Annotated in this window: 24 protein-coding genes and 1 pseudogene; 12 read left to right on the top strand and 13 right to left on the bottom strand. The window is 36.8% G+C overall.

Annotated features, from left to right (window positions below):
- Positions 1–89: 89 nt before the first annotated feature.
- A complete protein-coding gene (locus AQ616_RS02085) occupies positions 90–2489 on the top strand; it encodes a penicillin acylase family protein (RefSeq protein ID WP_069684919.1) in 2400 nt (799 codons plus the stop codon).
- A 174-nt stretch (positions 2490–2663) separates the two neighbouring features.
- On the opposite strand, the gene AQ616_RS02080 is transcribed toward AQ616_RS02085, so the two are convergent.
- A complete protein-coding gene (locus tag AQ616_RS02080) occupies positions 2664–2894 on the bottom strand; it encodes a hypothetical protein (protein WP_069684918.1) in 231 nt (76 codons plus the stop codon).
- Between the two features lie 432 nt (positions 2895–3326).
- Between AQ616_RS02080 and AQ616_RS19765 the strand changes: the two genes are divergently transcribed.
- On the top strand, positions 3327–3527 hold the full coding sequence (locus AQ616_RS19765; protein ID WP_205634376.1) for a hypothetical protein: 201 nt from the start codon (positions 3327–3329) through the stop codon (positions 3525–3527).
- A 383-nt stretch (positions 3528–3910) separates the two neighbouring features.
- Here the strand turns inward: AQ616_RS19765 and AQ616_RS02065 are convergent, their stop codons facing one another.
- Positions 3911–4798, bottom strand: a complete 888-nt coding sequence (locus AQ616_RS02065; protein WP_069684915.1) for a LysR family transcriptional regulator — start codon at positions 4796–4798, stop codon at positions 3911–3913.
- Between the two features lie 124 nt (positions 4799–4922).
- On the opposite strand from AQ616_RS02065, the gene AQ616_RS02060 reads away from it, so the two are divergent.
- From AQ616_RS02060 to AQ616_RS02050, 3 genes are all read left to right on the top strand, one after another.
- Complete coding sequence (locus AQ616_RS02060) at positions 4923–5498, top strand: NAD(P)H-dependent oxidoreductase (RefSeq protein WP_069684914.1); 576 nt, start codon at positions 4923–4925, stop codon at positions 5496–5498.
- A gap of 123 nt (positions 5499–5621) precedes the next feature.
- Positions 5622–6716 carry an MFS transporter gene (locus AQ616_RS02055; protein ID WP_240490455.1) on the top strand — a complete coding sequence of 365 codons (1095 nt, stop codon included), beginning with the start codon at positions 5622–5624 and terminating at the stop codon, positions 6714–6716.
- A 440-nt stretch (positions 6717–7156) separates the two neighbouring features.
- Positions 7157–9874, top strand: a complete 2718-nt coding sequence (locus AQ616_RS02050; protein ID WP_069684913.1) for a penicillin acylase family protein — start codon at positions 7157–7159, stop codon at positions 9872–9874.
- Between the two features lie 591 nt (positions 9875–10465).
- Here AQ616_RS02050 and AQ616_RS19825 read toward each other — a convergent pair.
- On the bottom strand, positions 10466–10996 hold the full coding sequence (locus tag AQ616_RS19825; protein ID WP_240490454.1) for a hypothetical protein: 531 nt from the start codon (positions 10994–10996) through the stop codon (positions 10466–10468).
- A gap of 43 nt (positions 10997–11039) precedes the next feature.
- A complete protein-coding gene (locus tag AQ616_RS19820) occupies positions 11040–11372 on the bottom strand; it encodes a nuclease-related domain-containing protein (RefSeq protein WP_240490453.1) in 333 nt (110 codons plus the stop codon).
- A gap of 154 nt (positions 11373–11526) precedes the next feature.
- On the opposite strand from AQ616_RS19820, the gene AQ616_RS19510 reads away from it, so the two are divergent.
- From AQ616_RS19510 to AQ616_RS02035, 3 genes are all read left to right on the top strand, one after another.
- Positions 11527–11676: a hypothetical protein gene (locus AQ616_RS19510; protein WP_168156623.1), complete on the top strand. Its 150-nt coding sequence runs from the start codon at positions 11527–11529 to the stop codon at positions 11674–11676.
- A gap of 262 nt (positions 11677–11938) precedes the next feature.
- Positions 11939–12451 (top strand): CueP family metal-binding protein, encoded by a 513-nt coding sequence (locus AQ616_RS02040; RefSeq protein WP_069684912.1) that lies wholly within the window; start codon positions 11939–11941, stop codon positions 12449–12451.
- Positions 12452–12521: 70 nt separating this feature from the next.
- Positions 12522–12815, top strand: coding sequence for a hypothetical protein (locus tag AQ616_RS02035; RefSeq protein WP_069684911.1), 294 nt, complete (start codon positions 12522–12524; stop codon positions 12813–12815).
- Positions 12816–13030: 215 nt separating this feature from the next.
- On the opposite strand, the gene AQ616_RS02030 is transcribed toward AQ616_RS02035, so the two are convergent.
- Positions 13031–13603 carry a PepSY domain-containing protein gene (locus AQ616_RS02030; RefSeq protein ID WP_069684910.1) on the bottom strand — a complete coding sequence of 191 codons (573 nt, stop codon included), beginning with the start codon at positions 13601–13603 and terminating at the stop codon, positions 13031–13033.
- 318 nt (positions 13604–13921) lie between these two features.
- Here AQ616_RS02030 and AQ616_RS02025 point away from each other — a divergent pair, with 318 nt between their 5' ends.
- Entirely contained in the window at positions 13922–14833 is a 912-nt protein-coding gene (locus AQ616_RS02025) for a DMT family transporter (protein WP_069684909.1), read from the top strand.
- Between the two features lie 56 nt (positions 14834–14889).
- Here AQ616_RS02025 and AQ616_RS02020 read toward each other — a convergent pair whose 3' ends face one another.
- Positions 14890–15294: a VOC family protein gene (locus AQ616_RS02020; protein WP_069684908.1), complete on the bottom strand. Its 405-nt coding sequence runs from the start codon at positions 15292–15294 to the stop codon at positions 14890–14892.
- A gap of 159 nt (positions 15295–15453) precedes the next feature.
- On the opposite strand from AQ616_RS02020, the gene AQ616_RS02015 reads away from it, so the two are divergent.
- A complete protein-coding gene (locus AQ616_RS02015) occupies positions 15454–16017 on the top strand; it encodes a bifunctional transcriptional activator/DNA repair enzyme AdaA (RefSeq protein WP_069685083.1) in 564 nt (187 codons plus the stop codon).
- Positions 16018–16111: 94 nt separating this feature from the next.
- On the opposite strand, the gene AQ616_RS19375 is transcribed toward AQ616_RS02015, so the two are convergent.
- Together AQ616_RS19375 and AQ616_RS02010 are read right to left on the bottom strand one after the other, a co-directional pair.
- Entirely contained in the window at positions 16112–16393 is a 282-nt protein-coding gene (locus AQ616_RS19375) for a hypothetical protein (protein WP_139136305.1), read from the bottom strand.
- Between the two features lie 410 nt (positions 16394–16803).
- Positions 16804–17073 (bottom strand): hypothetical protein, encoded by a 270-nt coding sequence (locus AQ616_RS02010; RefSeq protein ID WP_069684907.1) that lies wholly within the window; start codon positions 17071–17073, stop codon positions 16804–16806.
- 289 nt (positions 17074–17362) lie between these two features.
- Here AQ616_RS02010 and AQ616_RS02005 point away from each other — a divergent pair, with 289 nt between their 5' ends.
- Both AQ616_RS02005 and AQ616_RS02000 read left to right on the top strand, forming a co-directional pair.
- Complete coding sequence (locus AQ616_RS02005; RefSeq protein ID WP_069684906.1) at positions 17363–18013, top strand: YdeI/OmpD-associated family protein; 651 nt, start codon at positions 17363–17365, stop codon at positions 18011–18013.
- Positions 18014–18186: 173 nt separating this feature from the next.
- Positions 18187–18540 carry an SRPBCC family protein gene (locus tag AQ616_RS02000; RefSeq protein WP_240490452.1) on the top strand — a complete coding sequence of 118 codons (354 nt, stop codon included), beginning with the start codon at positions 18187–18189 and terminating at the stop codon, positions 18538–18540.
- A 301-nt stretch (positions 18541–18841) separates the two neighbouring features.
- On the opposite strand, the pseudogene AQ616_RS20135 reads toward AQ616_RS02000, so the two are convergent.
- The 5 genes and pseudogenes from AQ616_RS20135 to AQ616_RS01975 all read right to left on the bottom strand — a co-directional run bounded on the left by AQ616_RS20135 (position 18842) and on the right by AQ616_RS01975 (position 22245).
- Positions 18842–19485, bottom strand: a pseudogene (locus tag AQ616_RS20135) (DUF443 family protein).
- Between the two features lie 4 nt (positions 19486–19489).
- Positions 19490–19690, bottom strand: a complete 201-nt coding sequence (locus AQ616_RS19370) for a hypothetical protein (protein WP_139136304.1) — start codon at positions 19688–19690, stop codon at positions 19490–19492.
- Between the two features lie 25 nt (positions 19691–19715).
- Complete coding sequence (locus tag AQ616_RS01985; protein ID WP_069684903.1) at positions 19716–20354, bottom strand: DUF443 domain-containing protein; 639 nt, start codon at positions 20352–20354, stop codon at positions 19716–19718.
- A 4-nt stretch (positions 20355–20358) separates the two neighbouring features.
- On the bottom strand, positions 20359–21948 hold the full coding sequence (locus AQ616_RS01980) for a ribonuclease YeeF family protein (protein ID WP_069684902.1): 1590 nt from the start codon (positions 21946–21948) through the stop codon (positions 20359–20361).
- Between the two features lie 18 nt (positions 21949–21966).
- Positions 21967–22245, bottom strand: coding sequence for a YwqI/YxiC family protein (locus tag AQ616_RS01975; RefSeq protein ID WP_077596875.1), 279 nt, complete (start codon positions 22243–22245; stop codon positions 21967–21969).
- Between the last annotated feature and the right edge of the window lie 261 nt (positions 22246–22506).

Here is a 22506-nt window from a genome sequence, read left to right as displayed (position 1 = left end):
TTCACCTTGCCCATCTACCCTAAAAAGTGCTATGATTCTCTTAAACTGAAATATTTCAAAAAATTATGTGAATAAGAGAGGTCTTGTTAATGGGGGAAAGACAGAGAGAGCAAGTGTCGCAACCAAAGAAAAAGCGACGTATCAGTAAAAAGAAGATTTTCTTAGGCGGGTTAAGTTCGGTATTTTTACTATTACTTATTGCAGTTTTATTTGTAAACGGATACATAAATAAATCACTTCCGCAGACAGAAGGTACAATTGAACTGCCAGTGCTAGAGAATGAAGTAACCATAATTACCGATGAAGATGGTGTTCCGCATATTAAAGCAGATAATGCTCGTGATATGTATATCGCACAAGGGTACATTCAGGCAGACCGGCGAATGTTTCAGATGGAACTGTCGCGAAGGCAAGCGTCTGGCACCTTAAGTGAAGTGGTAGGAGAAGATGCACTGAATCAGGATAAATATTTTCGTACGCTTGGGCTGAGAAGGGCCGCAGAGAAATCGTATGAGGTGTACTCGGAAGAATCCGTGGAAGTGCTGGAGTGGTTTGCTTCCGGTGTGAATGCCTATATGGAAGAAGCGAAGGCGAACAATAGCTTGCCGGTGGAATTTACACTGATGGGGTTTGAGCCGGAAGCTTGGACTCCCGTGGATTCATTGACGATAGGAAAGTATATGGCGTTTGACCTTGGCGGACATTGGCAGCAACAAGCGTTTAATTATTACCTATTGGACAACTATGAAGAAGAAAAAGCATATGAGTTGTTTCCTGCCTATCCGGTTAATAAGCCAACGATTATTCAAGAGGATGAAATAGATATAGCGGCGAGTTTTGAACATGCGGTGATTCCACATCCGTTCAATGGCAGCAACAACTGGGTGGTGAGTGGGGATAAGACAGCGTCTGGAATGCCATTATTGGCAGATGATCCACATCTCGGATTGGCAACCCCATCGATCTGGCTACAGATGCATTTGGAATCAGCAGATGGGCTGAACGTAAGTGGGGTTATTTTTGCAGGTGTCCCTGGAATTATCCTCGGTCATAATGACCAAATTGCTTGGGGTGTGACCAATACGGGGCCAGATGTTCAGCAATTATATATTGAGCAACGTAACCCAGACAATCCAGATGAATTCCTTTTTGAGGATGAATGGGAAGAAGCGACCATTATTGAAGAGCCGATTCAAGTGAAAGATGGTGAAACGGTGGACTATGAAGTAGTTGAGACAAGGCATGGGCCAATTGTTTCAGAGTTTGCCTCCGAGTCTGGAAAGGACACGGTGCTTTCCTTGCGGTGGACAGCGCTTGATGCCAGCACGGAGTTGGAAGCGATTATGGAGATGAACCGTGCAACGAACTGGGAGGAATTTGAACAAGGATTAGAAAAGTTCCTCGTACCAGCGCAGAATTTTGTATTTGCCTCCGATGATGGAACGATTGCCTATAAAGCAAATGGAAAAATTCCAATTTATGAAGAAGGACATGATGCGTTATTGCCTTTGAATGGCTGGGAAGCAGACAATGAGTGGCAAGGCTACATTCCCTATGATGAACTGCCGACTGTCGTTAATCCGGAAAAAGGCTTTATAGCAACGGCGAATAATCAGATTACACCAGACAGCTATCCATACCACATCAGTAATGTGTGGGCACAGCCTTATCGATATGAGCGGATTGCAGAGGTATTGGAAACTGGCGATAATTTTACGGCTGAAGATATGCAGGATTTACAAATGGATCAGACCGATTTACGAGCACGGGAATTTGTTCCGATTTTTCAAGAGGTACTGGCTGAGACTGAATTTACCGAACAAGAACAGGGGGCAATGGAGTTACTGTCGGATTGGGATTTTCTCGCCGATAAAGACATTCCGCAGCCGTTAATTTTTGAACATTGGATGCAAGAGATTCAAAATACGATCTACCGGCAGGAAATACCACATGCGATGCGCAACTTATTTTCTGTACAATCGCAAGCAACGGAAAATGTATTGCGTAACGCTGCCAGTGGAGAGGGGTCCCAATGGATGGAAGCAAAAGGCGGTATGGAAGCTGTCTTGAAGGATTCGTTGGAGGACACATTGGAAAAATTAACGGAATCGTATGGAGATGATCTATCCGGTTGGAAGTGGGGGGACTATCACCAAGTGCAATTCCACCATCCGTTATCGAGCGTGAGCCCGTTCTTAGCATTCTTCTTTAACAATGAAGATGCGATTCCCGTTGGCGGCAGTGGTGTAACACCAATGGCTACAAGCTATGAATCGGAAACTGGAGAAGTCGATCACGGTGCTTCATGGCGGTTTGTCATTGATACAAGTGATATGCAGTCTGGCTATCATATTGTTGGTCCTGGTCAGGATGAACATTTTCGAAGTGACTGGTATCATGACCAAATGAGCGATTGGGTCGAAGGGAATTATCACGAGACCCGATTGGATGAAACGGAAGGACGAGAATTGGTATTGGAGCCAAATTAATGGATATGAGAATTGGCAGTCTGTATCTTTTGATTAGAGATACGGCCTGTCCATTTTTATTTAGTAAGATTCACTATCACAAATTTGTTCTTTGGACTTTTCTTTGGTTATTGGAAAAAAGAAAAAGCCACTAGTATGAATGTGGCTGAATAATGTGGAGAGGGTGATCGCTAACTACTCACTTTTGTTTGGTGCCAATCCTTTAATTAACAGCTCTGTCCATTCTTCTGTATATGGTACAATTCGCTCATAGATTTTTGGATTGGAAATCCCTTCAACAATAGCTTGAAAATAAAGCAGCAAAAATTCATCTGAATATTTTAAATCTACCTTTCCTTCTTTACGTCCTCGATGGAATAAATCTAACAACATACCATAACTGTTTTCTGCAAATTTATTTATCATTAAAGAAAGTCCATCATCATCTTTTTTGTTAGATGTTCCACTATATCTAGATAGAATTGGTTGTTTATTTGGTGTAAGAAATGAATTTTGTTTTGGCTCATAGCAAGAAGCGTTTCTTCAAATGGCAGATCTTTGTCCATAATCTGTTTAGCCGTAATACTTAAGGTTTCTATAAAATCCTTATACACTTCGTGAAACAAATTCTCTTTATGCAGACCTTCCTAGAAAGCAACGATGTAATGAAACAAATGTTTACACAAGCTGGCGTTTCTTTGGAAGAATCATTCACTAGTGCAATTATTATGGTTATGATTGGTTTAGTTTCTATTTTACCGATTGCCATTGTCAATAAACTGTTCACAGAAGAAAGCAAGTTACATTTAAACCAGCTTCAAGCTACCAAAGTCACTCGCAGTGGGCTTCCTAGGAATTTTGCTGTCTGCAGCAAGCCTTGGCGGTACAGCAATAGCAACTATGGGCGACCGTTCTTCAATGGATATATTTGATTTTCTTACAGCGAGCTTTAACTTATTACCAGCAGTTTTATTCTTTATTGGCCTTTCTGCGCTGGCTCTTGGCTGGGCACTAAACTTGGTAAATTGGTTTATGCCTATCTCGGCTATGCTTTTTTAATAAATTATTTCGGTGGTGTCTTGGATTTACCAGAAGCTTTTTCAAAAACTGCTATACAAAGCTGGTTCCCTCAGATGCCAATGGAGGGTTTTGATTTAATTGTTTTTCTCACCATAACCGTGATTAGCATCCTATTTATAATTGTCGGCTATGCCGGTTTTAAAAGAAGAGATATGTATGAAGGATAAACTCAAAGATAAATCCGAATGAACGGCGTATGAAAATCGCTTCAGAAATATACTCCGCTCCTCAAGGGCGGCTGGGGAGTCTCCGTTTTCTAAGAAACCCGGGGTCTCGCCTAGGCCACCCTCCTTTGGGGCGTGAATAAATAACTTACTAAATAAAAGAAGCTCTATCAAATAGATAAAGCTTCTTTTATTTGGTTACGCAGAAAAGTGGGTTGTTGTTAGTTGCACAAAGTCCTGTAATTGAGGTGTCATCCATTTGTCTTTGTGTAAAGCCATTTGTGTAGTTAATAAATACATTTGGACGTTCCAATTTAATTTCACTAATACTCCTTCTTTTATTTCCTTCGAAACAGTCATTTCTGGTAACATGGCAACTCCCAAATTGGCAACTACACACTTTTTGATAGCTTCAAGGCTTACAAACTCCAAAGTGTTTTTCGGTGATACTTCATGCTCATACATCTTTTGCTCAAAAATATTGCGGTACGAACATCCTCTTTCTGTTAGTAAGACTGTTTCTTCTTGTAAATCATCTGGTAGTACTGTAGGTTTTGAAACTAATGAATTGGATGGTGATGCCACAAGCATAAGACGCTCTTGTAATAATGGAATGGTTTCTAAATAAGGATTTGATTTGCTTGTATCCATAATAAAAGCGAGATCTAATTCCCCCTTAAGCAAAGACTTTGTTGCACTTTCATCCGAATGAGCAGGTTTAAAAATTAAATTAACGAGAGGATATTTTGTTTTAAAGCTTTTAAGAAGTTCCGGTAAACGATATGTACACTGACTTTCTTGTGCTCCCACGATAATCGTTCCTTTTTTTCCTCCTGCATCAATGGTTGTGCGTGCCTCATCTGTTAAATGAACAATTTGGTGTGCATATTTCTTTAAGTGTTTCCCTGCCTGTGTCAAAACAAGCTTTTTCCCAAGTCTTTCAAAGAGTGGTGTTCCTAAATCTTGTTCGAGAGATTTGATTTGTGCAGTGACACTAGACTGAGCATATTGTAGTTTTGCAGCCGTTTTCGTGAAGTTCATTGTTTCACATGCTACCAAGAATGTTTGTAAATATTTGATCTCCATATACTACTCCTTTTCATCGATCAGTATTTTCGATTGATTCAATCAAAATTATCAGCTTTCGTAATGATTGAACTTATTTTAAGCTATATGTAGAAAAAAAACAATATAAGAGAGAGGGAAATAAATGAAGAAATTATTAATAATTAATGGTCATGATGAGTTTGAAAGAGCAAAGGGTCAATTAACCAATTACATGTTCGATGTTATTAGAGATAATTGCAATAACCATTTTGAAATAAAAGAAACAAACATTATTGCAGGCTATAACATCGAAGAAGAAATTGAAAAATTTCAGTGGGCAGATAATGTCCTTATACAAACACCTATTTATTGGTTTAGTATTCCAGGCATTGTAAAAAAGTATATTGATGATGTATTTGTTCCAGATATATTTTTTACTAAAGCGAAGGAATTTGGTAGAGGCGGTTTATTCACTCAGAAAAAATACATGCTTTCTGTTTCATGGGGAGCGAGTATACGTGCATTTAATGCGAACCGGGAGAGTTTTTTAGAGGGATATAGTGAAGATCAATTATTATTTCCTATATATAAACTTTTTGAATACTGTGGTTTCAAACGGTTACCGACTTTTTCAATTTATTCTGCAATGAAAAACCCATCTTTAAAAGAGTATGCAAGTCAATTTCAAAAGCATCTTAGACGTCATATTATAGAAGGATGTGAAAGTAATGCTCTTTAACATGTTGAAAGGGAAGAATTTCAGAAACTTCTTTTTTTCCGACATTATACAAGGGTTTGGTGTAGGAATGAGCACAATTGGTATGTACTTGATCAAACGGGTTCCGCTACAGCAGTAGGGTTTTTGTTAGCTTTTAATGTTTTGGCAGGCTTCTTGTGTTTTCCTCTTGTCGGTACATTAACAGATCGCTTTAATCGAAAACAAGTTATTCTCTGGGCTCATGTATTACGTGGAATCTTAATCTTTACTATCTCTCTTTTCTTTATTATTGATGGATTTAATATGGTTTATATCTACTTATTCACCATCATTAATGGGATCGGATGGACTATCTATATGTCTGCATCAAGGAGTTTAACACAAGAGATCTTAACAAAAAATGAACTTGTGCATGGAAATTCACTTATAGAAATTAGTTTGCAAGTTGGTATGTTTTTAGCGGGTGCAGTATCTGGAATCCTTTATAAACATTATGGATTTGAATTCATTTTGTTTATGAATGCAACTGCATTTTTGCTTAGCAGCTTCTTTTTAATTCGGGTTAGTTATCGTACTAAGATCGATGTGAAGGAAAAGGAAGAATCTTTTATTAAAAACTTCAAAGGTGGAATTGACTACTTGAAAAGTAAACCGAAGTTATTTCTATTTGGTGTAATTTCTATTATTCCGTTAACTACCACTATGGTTTTCAATGTTATTTTACCAGGATATGTGCAAGATTTATTGCAAGCTGACTCTGTGGTTTTTGGGATATCGGATATGTTTTATGGAATTGGCGGATTGCTTTCAGGGTTTTTAGCTTCACTCATTGTCAAGAAACTAACAAAACCACGCACCATTACGTTGTTCTTTAGTCTAGCCACCGTAATAATGCTATCACTAGGTTTTCATCATTATGTTATTTGGCTGTTTTTAGGGAGTATGTTGATCGGTCTTTCTAATTCAACTATTCGAATTCACATGAATGCACTCCTTATGGATGTAGTAGAAGAAAAATACATGGGACGTTCCATGTCCGTTTGGATGGGAATTTCTCTTTTATTACAATCAGGTCTTGCTTATGGTGTGGGTCTCTTGATTGATCATTCTCATGCAGGTATAGGGTTTATTCTAATGAGTGGAATAATGCTTATAGGTCTTATTTTATTTATATTTGTTCACCATTCCATGTCGAAGCGGGATAGAAAAGAAAATTTTGTGACCTCATCACAGGTATAAGTATATCTGGAAATGGTTTTGATAAGGATCTTTCACCTTTTTCCTATTAAGAAGGTCTCGTAGCTCTATTGTACTGGTAGGTATAGGTATAATAGATTGAATTTTTTAAATTAATTGACGGTCTATATACTGGTTGCTATAATCAAATTGAAAATACTGGAAAATTATAGAAAATACTAGCATTACTAAACATCAATAGAATCATTCTTCCATGTAGAATTTGGAAGTCTGGAGATCTATACTTTTCCTGTCGTACGTGTACAAAGCGAGTAATTGTCCGCTGATGAAAGTCTCAGTTTGTAGAGAAGGGAGTTTAAAGAGAATCATGGAGCATTTGTCGGTGTGATCTAATTCGTAAAAAAAGGGATGCAAGAAAGGTGATAAACAATATACAGAGGATGAAAAACGCGTAGGGAACATATTTTATGAGGAGTGAGTCCATGAAGAAAATATTTGTATTTGCGCTTATTTGTATGCTTTTGATCACACCTTTTTTATCCAGTATGGGTAGTACAACGAGTAATGCGAACTCCAGTGTGACCACAATGATTCATGAGTTAGACGGATTAGAAAAGCCAGCTGAAATCCTCGTGGATAACTGGGGAATTCCACATATTTATGCTTCTTCTCAAACAGATGTTTATTTTGCTCAAGGATTTAATGTGGCACGTGATCGGTTATGGCAAATTGATTTATGGCGAAAAAATGGTCTAGGAGAACTATCAGAAGTTCTTGGCCCAGAATATGTGGAACAAGATAAGGCAAAGCGATTATTCTTATACCGAGGAAATATGGAGGAAGAATGGGAAGCATATGGACCAGAAACGGAAGATATTGTGACTGCCTTTACCGAAGGGATTAACGCATATGTTGAAATGACGGAAACGAATCCAGACTTGTTGCCAGATGAGTTCGATATTCTAGATTACAAGCCTTCAAAATGGGAACCAGAAGATGTCGTACGTATTCGGAGTCATGGGTTAACGAGAAATATTACCAATGAAGTAGCGCGTGCAATTACTTTGCGTGACCATGGGGAAGATGTTGAAAGCGTTCGTAAAAAGCTTCAACCTGATTGGGAGACAGAAATACCAGAGGGATTGGATCTTGAGGATATTTCCGAAGATGTATTAGATACCTATCAATTAGCGACGAGTGGAGTGAATTTTGATCAAGTCGAAAAAGGTGCTAAAGGGTTGGGAGATGTAGAAACGCAGCTGACAACGGAGACGGGAAATTTAAATGAACAGATTGAAATGGAATCTTCACTTGGCAGTAACAACTGGGTAATTAGCCCGGAAAAGTCTGAAACAGGGCGTCCAATTATGGCGGATGATCCGCATCGAGCTGTCGATGTGCCATCTTTGCGTTATATTACCCATTTATCTGCACCGGGATTAGATGTGATTGGGGGCGGAGAGCCAGTATTGCCAGGGATATCGATTGGTCATAATGGGACAAGCGCGTGGGGGCTAACGATTTTTTCCATTGATCAGGAAGATCTCTACGTGTATGAAACCAATCCAGATAACCCATCGGAGTATCGTTATGAAGATGAATGGGAAGCGATGACTTCTATCTCTGAAGATATTGAGGTGAAAAATGGAGATCAACAAGTTGCCGATTTAGAGTTTACACGCCACGGTCCGGTTATTTATAAGGATGAGGAGAATAACCGTGCATATGCCGTGAGGGCGGGATGGTTAGAACCAGGAATGGCTCCATATTTGGGGAGTTTATCGTATATGGGAGCCGAGAGCTGGGACGAATTTTATGAAGCAATGAATCGATGGGGATCGCCGTCCGAGAATCAGGTATATGCAGATGTAGAAGGAGATATAGGATGGAAACCAGGCGGGTTAACTCCAGTTCGAGACAATTGGGATGGACTTTTACCAGTTCCAGGTGACGGGACATATGAATGGGATGGTTTTCTCGATCAACAGAACTTACCACACGAGTTAAATCCAGACAGAGGTTGGATAGGAACAGCGAACCAAATGAATTTACCGGATGATTATGATTATGAAAAATATAAACTTGGATTCGAGTGGACGGCGCCATTTCGCTTTCAGCGGATAGAAGAAGTTATGGAAAGCAATGAAAAAATGGGAATCGAGGACTCACTTCAATTACAAACTGACTATACATCGGTGCCGGCAAAACGTATCATGCACTTACTGAATGATACCGAACTGGAATCATCGGATGAACAAGTGAATGATGCATTGGAATTGTTGCGATCGTGGGATGGTGAACTGTCTGTAGAAACTTCTGCCGGAGCCTTGTTTGAAGTATGGTACCAATATCATTTAGGTGACGCGGTATTGGCAGAGATTATGTCGGAGGAAGCTGCGGAATATATTGGTTCTGGTGATCCGCTTGTCATCTTGGACATGTTAGAAAATCCGGATGAGCAATTCGGCGATAATCCAGCAGCGGTCCGTAATGAGATTATACTTTCCTCATTAGAGGATGCTATTGATCAGGTGAAAGAATTACTCGGACCGAATATGGATGAATGGCAATGGGGCGAATTGAAGCACGCGTATTTAGATCATCCTTTAGCGGGGATGGTTGATGAGGAACAAGCATACAATATGAACATTGGCCCTTTGCCACGTGGTGGAAGTGGAGATACCGTTGGCGCATCAAGATATAATTCGAATTTCAAGCAAGTACATGGTGCTACATTCAGAGTAGTTGTCGACGTGGGAGAATGGGATAATTCGATTGCGATGAACAGCCCCGGCCAATCCGGTGATTCGAATAGCAAACACTATGATAACTTATTTGATACATGGGCGAATGATGGAGCAATTCCATTACTCTATAGTCGAGATAAGATAGAGGAAGCCACAGATCAGCGAATTATACTACTGCCTGTTTTAGAAAATAATGTAGGAAGCTTAGAAATGCTGATTGAACACTTTAAAACAGAAGAAGAATTTGAAGGTGAGGACGCTGCTCGGGTATTAGAAATTCACTTGAAGGCTGTTAGTCAGTTTGAGAAACAAGGAAATGCGGAGAAAGTCCTCAAGCACATGCGCGGGTTTGTGGACTTGCTCGAACACCACTATGATGCTGGTGAGATCACTGATTTTGCTTATCACACGCTCTTACATCAAGCGCAAACTTACATGGAGAAGTGGGAGTAAAACATTTGAAAAAAAGTTTGCAGATTCGATTAATTTAAGAGAAATAACCACCTTTATTAGCTATCAGACGGGGGTGGTTATTCCTTTTTTACCCAAACCAGCTTGAGAATGTGAAAAAGCAGTAAATAGAGCTGCTCTATAAACCAAACTAGCTTGAGAAAACGAAAAAAGTGGTAAATAGAGCCGTTCTATAAACCAAACTAGTTTGAGAAAACGAAAAAAGTGGTAAATAGAGCCGTTCTATAAACCAAACTAGGTTGTGAAAACGAAAAAAGTGGTAAATAGAGCTGTTCTATAGACCAAACTAGGTTGAGAAAACGAAAAAAGCAGTAAATAGAGCTGCTCTATAAACCAAACTAGCTTGAGAAAACGAAAAAAGTGGTAAATAGAGCTGCTCTGTAAACCAAACTAACTCCGGAAAACGAAAAAAGTAGTAAATAGCCCGGTTCTAAGCCCAAACCGTAATATGAAAATCCATCAAAATGTTAAAAATCTTCTCTATCCCCAGTTCATTCTCAAACATGACAAGCAAGATAATTCATTTCTCAATATATGCCAACCGAACGGGTGTTGAATTTGTTAAATATTGCTTCATTCGTAGTAAAGCCAGCGTGTCTTTCCAACGGCATTGAAATTCTTATAGAGAATATACTTTATTCGTCTTTTTGATTCAACGATACTGCACCAATCGTGAACAATTCCAGTCGTCATCTTCTCGTTTGGAAAAAGGAGCTTAAACTCCTTAGCTGCCCGCACTACAGCACTTTCTGTTAATTCTTCATGCTTGCAAATAGTACAAATGCATTTTCGGCCATTCTCATGGACAGAAAGTGAATGACACTTTGCACAAGAAATTCCTTTTTGGAGTTGGACATATTGATAGGAAGGCATGTTTGGTTTGATGAGAAAATCGTCGAGTTGAAGCTCTAATAATTTTTCTGCTAGCAGTCGGTGTCTTTTGGTTAATTTTGAAGGGATAGCATTCAGCTTGTGAAAATACTTTCTAATTTGAGTTGGATAAATAACTGTGTCATTAATTGGGGCTTGGTAGAGGGTGAAACTCTCATTAATGAAGATCACCTTGTATTCCATTGGCAGGTTAAATCCTTGTTTGGAAAGCAATGAGCGTAATAGGGATGCCGTTCGGTTTAACTGGTGTAGCGGGTTAAGGATTTCCATGCCGCATGTTGTGAAATTTCTCTGATTCGTAATAATAATCCCCTGCAAAATTTTTAACTTCATAAATAAAAATGGTTTCTGCAGTGATAATCAATGAATCGATTTGAAAGGCGGTGTTGTTTGAAGAGAGAAGCAAATCATTGAGGATATGGCAATCACACGTAAGTTCTTTGGCAAATGAATCAAATAGAAGTTCACCTTTCCATCCCTTTTTTAAACTGTAGTAGTACTTTTTATTTTCTGAGGATAAATTCATTCGAGTGTGAAGAGAACCTAAAATTGGCAGTTCAGAAGGTTGATGCCGGTGTTTATAAATCATATCCCACATCCTTTCTTTTGATATATAGATAGTATACATAAAAAGTTAGAATGTTAAAACTATACGCCTGCCAAGGTAACTCATAAAGATTGAATAAGTAGAACGATATTGGGGAGAGCTAAGGAGTAATTATATTATAAGTGAGGTGAGTTAAATGAAATTGAAAAGATTCTACGCAGTTGTTTTCACAGCAATTTTTTCAACAAGTCTGTTGTTTGGATGTGCAACTGGGCAAGATCAACAGGAACCAGATCCAACAGAAGAGCCTTCTGAACAACAAGATCAACAAGATCAACAAAATTAATTAGAAGAGGAATAAAATTAATTTTTCCTTCTAGAATTTATTGTACCTAAGCTTTTCGATGTTGAATTAATATAAAGCCTAGTTTGTTTTTGTTCACCAAACAATTATGAATTAGGCTTTAACTGTTATTATTGCAAAGGAAATCAAGCAGAAAAATATTTGAGTAGATTCATTCAAAAATCTCCCCTCCATTATTCAATACTTTACGATAAACTATCAATAAAAATGTTATATTAATACTAAATAACAAGGAGGGCTATCGATGAAGAAAAAATCAGTATTATTCATTTCCATTACTTTTTTGTTTGTTTTAGTCGGCTGTGCCAATAATACGGAACAATCTACAGAAGACATTAAATCGATGATACAAGATTACAGTACTGATCAATTAACCGCTTCATCTGCCTCGGTCACTGCTACACAACTCACGGTCGAGAATGATGATACACAGGAGAACTATGATTTGCCAGAGGAAGAGTTCTTTGTTTCCATTGCTCCATACATTAACGAGACGCATCCATGTACCTTTCATAGTTTGACAGGGTGCCAAGGAGAACTAGTGAACAAGCCATTTGATATTTACATTGAAGATATGGATGGCAATGTGGTTTTTGATGATACGATAGAATCCTTTGATAATGGATTTTTGGATGTATGGTTGCCACGAGATCAGGAATTCAAAGTAATGATTACATATGGTGATAAACAAGCAGTGTCGACGATTTCGACATTTGAAAACGATCCAACATGCATTACGACAATGCAGCTGATGTAGGATCTCTGCACGGAGCCAATGCAATATGTTGCTACGTGAGAGGAGAATGGACTGCCAAAGGAGTGTTTACATGCAAGAAGTAATAAAATCCTTTCTAGAAATAGAGATTTCTGATCAAGAATACTATGATGGCATCATTAGTTTTATTTATTCAAACAATATCAGATGTGGAGAGTATGAATGTAATCAATTTGTAGTAAAGAAAATGGATGAGTTAAATTTTATCGTTTTTGAAGAATATCAGATAGATAATAAAAGAGAAATTTATAATTCATTCTCTTTATCCAAGAAAAAGTTAATTAAAACGATTCATGACTATGCCAAGAAACAAGGGTTTATAATCAGAGAGTTTAATTGGGAATAATATAATCTATCTGAGCTTAAAACAATTAACAAATAAAGTAGAAAATGAAACAATACGCAAAGCAGATTCCACTCGCTGAACTTCTCTGATTGAACAGTAGCAACTAAATTACGCAAAGACCTAATAAAGGACATAACACATTGTCGGTGAACAACATGTTATGTCCTTTCCTCTGTAGCTAGAATAGTTTCTCCATCCTAGATATAGGTGTTATATTAAATTTGTTCGTAGAAAATCTGTCCTCCACCATTCAAGTCAATAATTTTCAAGTGGCTTGTGTGTTTAATAAAAATGGTTTTATAATGCTTCGTACCATCTTCATCAACGAGGAACATGATGCGATTTCCTTGATTGTCCGTTTCCAAATGGAAAGTTAGATTGTCTGTGTTTACTTGATCGGTAATGGTGTTGTATTCTTCAAAAGAAGATAGATTCGTTGGTTCATTTGGATAGTGGTTGTTACCGGGATTATTCTGTCCATCTTCTTTCTGTTCTTCATTTTCTACGTCAGAATCTGGTTCTTGCCCTAAGACTTCTCCTGTAGTTGCATCAACATAAAATTCATAGTCTTTGTCATTACTTTCGATTTCAATTTCATAGTAATTTTCATCATCTTCAAATGACAGATCCACTTCTTGTACAAACCCTTCTGTATTCTCCAAGGCTGTTTGGAGGGCTTGTTCCGCAGAAATTTCCGCATTTTCATTGTTATCCGATGCTCCTACGATTGCAGCTCCCCCAAACATGACGGTTCCTGCAACAGTTCCAATTAAGATTTTGTTTTTCATAATAATTCCTCCTTTATGGCTTGTACCCTAATAGTAACGTATATAAATGAGATGCGAATGATAAGAAAATGAGAATTTGATTAGAAAAGTAAGCGAAGATTGATGATCATTCTAAATATTGTATTCTTGCCCTTCTATTCCGAAAGCCTTACATCTCAAAAATAATCTGTTTATACTATGTGGTAATTACAAACAGAGCTTTAAGAAGCTGAAGCTAGAGAACAAAGAAACCCTCCATATCAAGAAGAATGGAGAGAGCGATTGGTGGATTGGAGCGAACCATGATCAACAAGGTTAGGAAAAAGAGGAGTGAAAGAAATGTTATATGTGGCATTAATTGGGTTGAGTTTAATTTGGGGTTTATCGTTTGTCTTTATTGAAAATTTAATTGGTGACGTAGGTGTGTGGGGAACAGTATTTTTACGATGTCTAACAGGTGCGGTTACTTTAACACCGCTTTTACTTATGAGGATGATCAGAAAAAAAGTTCCTCGTTCATTACCTTGGAAATCACTTATTATTATTGGTATTTTTAATGCGGGGCTACCTTGGGGGTTGATTGCGCTTAGTCAAACTACAATCACCAGTAATACAGCAGCGGTACTTAATGCATTAACTCCAATACTGACAGGCATAATTGGTTTTATTATATTTTCTATAATCTTAAATAAAAGGCAGTGGGGAGGAATTGTTCTTGGCTTTATTGGCATTATGATTCTAATGAATTTCAACGTGACGCAGTTGCATGCAAGCAATTTTGTTGGGGTAGGAACGATGGTTCTGGCAACAACTTGTTATGGGTTTGCATCCCATTTTACGAGAAGGTATGCAAAAGATGTAAATGTAATCGTATTAACTAGTTTTTCCTTATACGTAGGTGCATGTGTAGGCATTGTAGGTGTCATTCTAACTAATTATAATGTATTTGCAGTTATGTTAAACGCCGTAGATATAACCTTTGTTGTGTCGTTAATTGGCTTAGGGTGTTTTGGATCTGGTATTGCCCATTTACTCTATTATTATATGATAAACAATAGAAGTGCAGCATTTGCTAGCACGGTTACTTATCTGGTACCTCTAACAGCACTGTTATGGGGAAATATATTGCTGGGGGAACCAATTACAAAAAATCTAGTGATGGGATTGTTAACTATTTTTCTAGGAGTATTTCTAGCAAACCAGAAAACAAAAACCAATACAGGTAAAGAATTAGCCAAAAGTGGAGCATAACTGGACGGGAAAAATGATGTGTAGGGTTTAACGTTACACTCCATTTCCAGTCCATTTTATGACTCAGCTGTGATGGTAAATGTCGTACCAAACTTGTCGGTTACTGTACCAAAAGCAGGACTAAAAGGGGTTGCTTCCAGTGGACTAATTATAGTTCCATCTTGCCTTAAGCCATCAAAAATTCGTTTCGCCTTTTCTATGTTATCTAAGGAAATATTGATGGTAAGATTATCTCCAACTTGAACAGGTTGCCCGGGTGAATCTGAAAACATAAGGTTTGTTTCTCCAACTTTCACAATAGCGTGAGCTACATTTTCTTTAAATTCATCAGGAAAAGGTATCGGCATATCACCATAAGTTTGGATATGAATCAATTGAGCATCTAATACACTTTGGTAAAATTTGATAAGCTCCTTCGCATTTCCGTTTGTTTTAAAGTATGGTGTTAGTTTTAATGTCATAACTAGTCAACTCCTTATTTTTTTAACTATAGCACGTGTATAATAAGTGAATTTCTTCTGAATTGCTATTTAAAAAAGATAGTGAAGCATAGCAAGTGTTGAATTCTAGCTCTTTCATACTCAAGATAGATTATAATAGGTAAAAGGAGGGTTATCATGATGGAAAATTATTTAATTTCAGACATCCCCCCAACGTATTGGAAAGCCATTTCAACAAACGATAGCGATTTCGATAATATGTTTTTTTATGGTGTTAAAACCACTAAAATTTTTTGCAGGCCATCCTGTAAATCAAGATTACCCAATAGACAAAACGTGTTTATTTTTAACAAAGCACAAGCTGCGCTAGAGTTAGGTTTCAGGCCATGTAAAAGATGTAAACCAGATAATCTGTTATTGCCAAACGAAGAATGGATTGGGCAAGTATGTGAATGGATTGATGTAAATTTTCAACGTGATATTACGTTAAACTTCTTATCAGAAATCTTTCATTCTAGTCCCTTTCATCTGCAAAGAACGTTTAATAACGTAAAAGGAGAAAGTCCCCTAGCATATATACAACAAAAGCGCTTAACTACAGCGGCTAAGAAATTAATAGATACGAACGACACAATACAGTTCATCGCTTCAGAAGTTGGCTATCCGAATCATTCATACTTCAGTACGGTATTTAAAAGATATTTCAACGTAACACCACATCATTATAGGAAACAGTATAGGTAAATAATATTGAAATGAGAGATTAGGAGATGGAACTAGTGAAAGGATTTCCGTGGATAAGTGTTTGCGAATGAGGTATGCGTCAACAGATAGAATATCAGCATATATAATACTTTATTATAAAATTATACGCCTCTCCCGACTCTCTTTGTGTAACCACATCGTTTACATCGATAAATAAGGAAAAAGGGTCATCATATCTTACATATTCAAATCGATGCCAGCCTATGAGACAAGATAAGCTTTTTTCTGTTCGATGAAAGAGATTATTGGCAATGACGATGATTACACCAATGATTATTACGACATAGTCAATATAATAAATTTGAAAATGGTCACTTGTCTTCGCTAGCTCATAAAAATGCGAATAAGTATCCAATTAAATCAATTCTATCTTTCAATAATCTCCCTCTATAGTAAGAAGATACCTATTTTAAATACTATAAGAAAATGATTCATTATTATTTAAAATTTATAATTTATTTTCCCTGATAAAAGGTATTCAAACAAGGATAGAGTTATATTAATTGAAGGATTTTTCAGGCTATCGTGGAATAGTATGATAATATTATTACTTATAATTGCGAGGAAAAAGGAGTAAAACTATATTTTGTAAAATTATGTAGTCAAAATAAGCTGAGTTTATGCCTGAATAAATTCTTAATATAAACAATCATACCCTGAAAAATGCCTCTATCGAATTTCCAGGGTATCTTCTATGATTTATCCCGAATGTAATGAGATAAGTGCCGCCACTTGATTATTACAAGGTTTAGGCAAGCTTCAACTTTATCTATGATTATTTCTAAAGAGCTCTATTTCCTGACGAGCATCATGCAGTTGTTCTTCAGTCTGTTGAAATTGGGGGTTGTTTAACGCTTCATTTCCAAAGCGCTCCTGTGTAGCTTTTAAGTGTTCTTCTGCTTGAAGTAATTGTTGTTGAGCTTGCATCAACTGATCCATATCTCCATTCGTTTTTGCCTGTACAATCATTTGATAAGCTTGTTTTACTTGATTTGTACACTTTTCAATTTCATGATGTTGATTTTGTCCTGACATTGAAATTCCTCCTATGTATAAATACGGGTTGTTTTATATATTTCCTTTATTTTTTTAAACTATGTATGGAACATTATTCACGCCGTAAATATAAACTTAATACAAAGATTGAGGGGGCGGTTCGTTCTTCTTAACTCAACCTTAGTACCACGAGGGGTTGACTTAATGTTTGAACAAATTGGGTATTTGTCTAATTATAATTTGATATTACTTAGTTGTAGGCGCAAAGAATTTATATAAACGTGCTATACTTATTTTAATAAAGCGATTAGGAAAAGGAGCCATTTCTATGACAATATCAGGTAAGCTCAATTTAAGTAAGTACGAAAACATGGCTGTTCTTCATCAACCAGACGGTTATCATATATTCGATGGTTATCAGGAGACCTTATCCGGAGATCACGATGCGATTTTTATTTTTGTAGAAACATTGGATGAGATGGTGACTAATACAAAACGTATTATTGATGAACAACAATTACTTGAAAAAGGTTATCTATTCTTTGCATATCCCAAAAAGGGGAATGAAAGGTATGAAACGTTCGTACATAGAGATGATATTTTTCCTGCTTTGCATGTTAATAACGATGGGTATGTGGAAAATAGCGATTTGAAATTTTCTCGAATGGTCAGTATGGATGATGTGTTTACAGTGGTTGGGTTAAAAAGAGAGAAAATCAAAACCAAAAAAACATCTGCAGCTAGTCAATCTGTAGCAGATTATGAAAAATACGTAAACGATATAGAAAGAATATTAACCAATTATCCAAATGAACTTAGGTTCTACAAGGAATTAACACCAGGTTATCAGAAAGACTGGGCACGTTATATTTTTTCGGCGAAACAACAGAAAACACGTGAAAAGCGACAAGTACAAATGGTTGATATATTATCCCAAGGATATAAATCAGTTGATTTATTTCGTATGAAAAAGAAGTAGGGTATTCAATTATCATGTTCGAAAACCCTACTGACAGAACTTTCACTTTATGTTAAGGAGGTATGCAGATTGAGTATTCAATTTGAAGTGGAAAGAACCGTCCAGGTCTCCCAACATGATGCTTACAATGCTTTGTTGATCTAGAAAATGCGAAGGAATGGATGCAAGGATTGGTGAGGATACAACGTTTGGATGAGGGAGCAATGAAAGCGGGAAGCCAGTGGAAAGAAACGAGAAAAATGTATGGAACAGAGGCTACGGAACATTTTGAGGTCGTTCAATTAGAAGAACCTAATAAAATTGTCCTGCGTTGTGACGGCACAAAAGGAACAACAGGTAAAGGAGAGTATATTTTTACATATATAATTACACCAGGTGATGATACTACGCAGACGAAAGTCACTTTGAATGGAGAGATAAATAAACTGACTGGATTCTCTAGATTTCTAGGAAAAATGATTGCAGGAACATTTAAAAAAGCTTGTGCAAAAGATTTGGATAAACTAATTAATTATTTGGAGAAGTGAGTGTTGTTTTATTCCATATGTAATGGATGTAATCCCCACGCTTAAAGACACGATGAGGTCTGGTCAAGGGGGGTAAGTGGGTGAAGCCCCCCATCCCCCCTTTGATGATGTTTTACTTTATCTAATGTCCGAAGGTGTAGGCTCTCTGTGCCTTCATTTGATTATCTTTTATGCTAAGTATATGTAGGTGATTAATATTCAGCTCATGCTATTACTGCAGGAGGCGTCATCTCCCATTACAATCAATGCAAGGATATCCGTAATCCGAATTTTACAGCTTTACAGGGTATTTTATAGTGAACTATTTTTTAAATCGAATTTTCATCGTATCTTTACCTGGCGTAATGCAAAGTATATTCAAAAAAAGCAATATAAATAATGCCAAGGTAAATATAAATAACATAAATAAATTCCCGTAAAGTAAAAAAGAAACCAGACTACCAACCACGAAAGCCCACATGAATATAGTGAAGAAGAGCAAACCAGCAATATTCTTAACTCTACTTGGTGAAACCCATAAAGTTTCTTCTACCTGATTAGGTGATATATGGAGCTGTTGAAAAAGAGATTGTTTAAATTTATTGCTCACTATCATCCTAAATAATACTAATAAAATAGTTATTAAAAATAGAATAGAGTATGCAATAAAAGGTGTTATATCCACGTATCAAGTAAAGGACCGATTAAATTAGCTAAAATCACTGAAATACCTACACCAATATAACTAACCTTGCTAGTTGGAACTTCTTTATTTGATACAGTTTGTATCTGCTTTGCTGTATCCGTACTTATTTTTCTAACCCTTTTAGGAAAAATCCAATAAAGGAATGGAAGTAAAAAATTGATGAGGAAAGGTTGATCTTTATCGATAATATAATATTCATTATCTACTTTAATCAAATTGTATCTTAAATTTTTTAATACAATATTTACTTCAGAACTCATATACCTAACTCCATCCCCAATTCATTGGATTAATAGCATTTAATCCACTACTGATTGCTTCTCCTGCTTTATCGATTCTTAAAATCAAATTAATTGGTAGAGAGTATGTTTCCTTTACTATGTATCTATTTTTTATAAATTTTGTTTCAAACAATAGGAACTCCATAAAATTTCGTGTTGCTTCATAGCTAACTCGGATTCCCACTTAACTTTCTATTGCATCAAACAAGTCAATCCTTCACCCGTACTTCCATTTGTCCCGGCGTTACTGTAAATAAATTGCCCATGAAAAAGATAAAAGCTAACATCGTGTAAACCAATAGAATGATTGTGTTTCCGTATATAACATACATCATTGCACAAGCAATGAGAAAACCTAAGATGAACAGGTAGCAACTTGTATAGATGAGGAAATGCCCGATCGATTTTACTTTGATATGTAGCTCTTTTATATTCCTTAATTCAGAACTGACTTGTGCGTATAGTTTCTGTTGATTATTTCTTCCGATATATATGCGTAATAGGAACATTAAAACAGTCACTACAAGTACAATTAGTGTTGCAAGAAATGTAGGCATGTCTATGTTAAAGGAATCCATAATTGGTCGTATCAAATTGGCAAGGATTAAGGAAATCCCGATAGCCAATATATTTATCGTACTACCACTTGTTTTCTCGGAATGGAGAAGAAGTTTATTTACTGTCACTTCACTGTCCACTTTATATGCTCGATGCGAGATAAACCAAAATAAGAAAGGCATCCATATGATCCACTTGGGACTATCCTTATCGAGGATATAGTTCTGGCCATTCATCGTAATTAAATTATATCTCGCTTTTTTATATACAAATTGTACATTTGCTTTCATTTAGTTATCCCCATCCCCAATTCATTGGATTAATGGCATCGATGCCACTAGAGATTGCTTCTCCTACATCTTTTGCCGATTCTTTTACGGAGTCAACTGTGCTGGATGCGAAGTCAGCTACAGCTTCACCTGCTTTATCTAGTTGTTGTCCTACATAATCCAAGCCATCTTGTAATCCTAAGAAGTTATTATCATAGGCAAAGTTAAAAGCAGTTACTAATCCTGTACCTACAGCTACCCCACCTAAAACAGCCCAGCCTGCTGGGTTACTACCGAGTAATACTGCAGTTGCAGCTGTTCCGATAGCGCTTCCTGCAACCCCTACTCCTAGAGCGGTTGTATTATGTGTAATAGCTTCGCCGATACTTTTATCTTTATTCGCTAAATCATCATACATTCCTATGCCAAAGCCTGCAGCCATAAATCCTCGTCCTAGCCACTTTCCTGCACTGGTAATCTTACTACCATAATGTATTAATGAATTAGAAGCGCCAGAAGTTGCGGGGTTCACCATTACAAACGAACTTGGACCCGATGGACCCTTAACGCCTGTTACTACATTAATTAAGCCACCAAGTTTTGTTGTCGCGATTCCTATTTGTTGTACACTTGTAGATAATAAATCCTTCGACAGATTTTCCCCAATCTTATCCTTGTTATCATTCACATATTTCCAGAACGACTCAGGAACTTCTTCTTCCAGTTCTGCTTCTGTCAGATTACCTTTCGTCTTATTCACAGTAGAAAATATGGAATAATACGCTTCTCTAGTGATGTTGCCTTGCTCTAAATCACTATACGCTTGATTTAAAATAACTTGGAATCCTTCGTCCAGTCCATTTAATCCTTCACTGTTTGCTTTTGCAATCGTTTGTAACGGCAGATCATGGATATTATCGGCATTAATGACGATGTTGCCTTTTTCATAATTCTGCTTAATGACATTTTGATAGTCTGGTAAGTTCTTAATACTTTTAATATCGAATTCGGTAATCGAAATGGTACCATTTCTAATTCGAGATGATATTTCGGAAAGATAGCTTTTCAACGTACTGATATCGTCTTTCGTTTGTTGTAACTTGGAAGTGTGCTTGCTATCCAATTCATGTAAATCTTCAATGACATGATCGATTTTTTGTTTGCCTTTTTCAATGTTATTTTGAAAAACAGAGTCATCCAATGGTGATAAATAAATGATATCACTAATACTCGATAAGATTTGATTGGTCTCATCGGTCAATTCACTCGTTTTCTGCTTCGCTTTATCAAAGCTAGGATCTAATTCATTTTCTAAAAAGCTTTCACTAATAAATCCGTGCTGATGCGGTTCAAACGATTGAACCTCTTGTTTCATCGCTTCTAACCTATCTTTATAGTCTATCATTGATTGGTGTAAAAAAGTAAGAAATGGCTGGTGAACTTCGTTGTAAAATGATCGGATGGCTGTACCTGCCTTCCCTTTCAAAGCATCTTCCATCCCGTGAAAGTCCGTAATCGAACGTTGAAGATGGGTGATATCTTCCGTCACTGTATCGAGGTCTGTTTTTGCAGATTCCACACCTTGATGAATTTCTTTTACGTTAAACTCTGTCATTATCCATTCACCTACCCATTAATCAATGCGAATATGTTCGCTTAGTTTGTGGTCTAACTCTATCATGTCTTTAACCGCTTGTTCTGTTGCATTCACATTATTTTGAAAAAGCGTAATATAGTCAGACAAAATAGATTCATATTCTTCCTTGATTTCGTTATAAGCATCTACCATTTTTATCTGTTTATTTCCGTTAATGGTTTCACCTATGTCTTTATGTAATTCTTCAATCATTGTTTTTAGCTCTAGGATGCTTTTCTCTGTAGGTGCTTGCTGAATCTTGATTTCTCTACTCATTGCCATAACACCTCTTTTATTTTTTCCATTACAAGAATATTTTGCATGATTCATTATCTAGTAAATTTAGTCAGGCGAATCATGGATATCTGCTAGCAGTGCATGAAATTATAAAGCTTTGCTATATATCGTACCAAATACCTACAATAGTTTGTAGGGGATAATGGAACTAGTTTCATTCAAATATATTACAAATAAATCATTTCTTGGGTGAAAGGACCTAAGGAATCATTATTGTCTTTTTTACAAGTATTTAATCTC

It is taken from the genome of Oceanobacillus sp. E9, assembly GCF_001741975.1.
In the GTDB taxonomy this organism is placed as follows: Bacteria; Bacillota; Bacilli; order Bacillales; family Amphibacillaceae; genus Oceanobacillus; species Oceanobacillus kimchii.
Note: the sequence above shows the minus strand (reverse complement) of the source record. Positions and strands in the feature narration are given on the sequence as shown.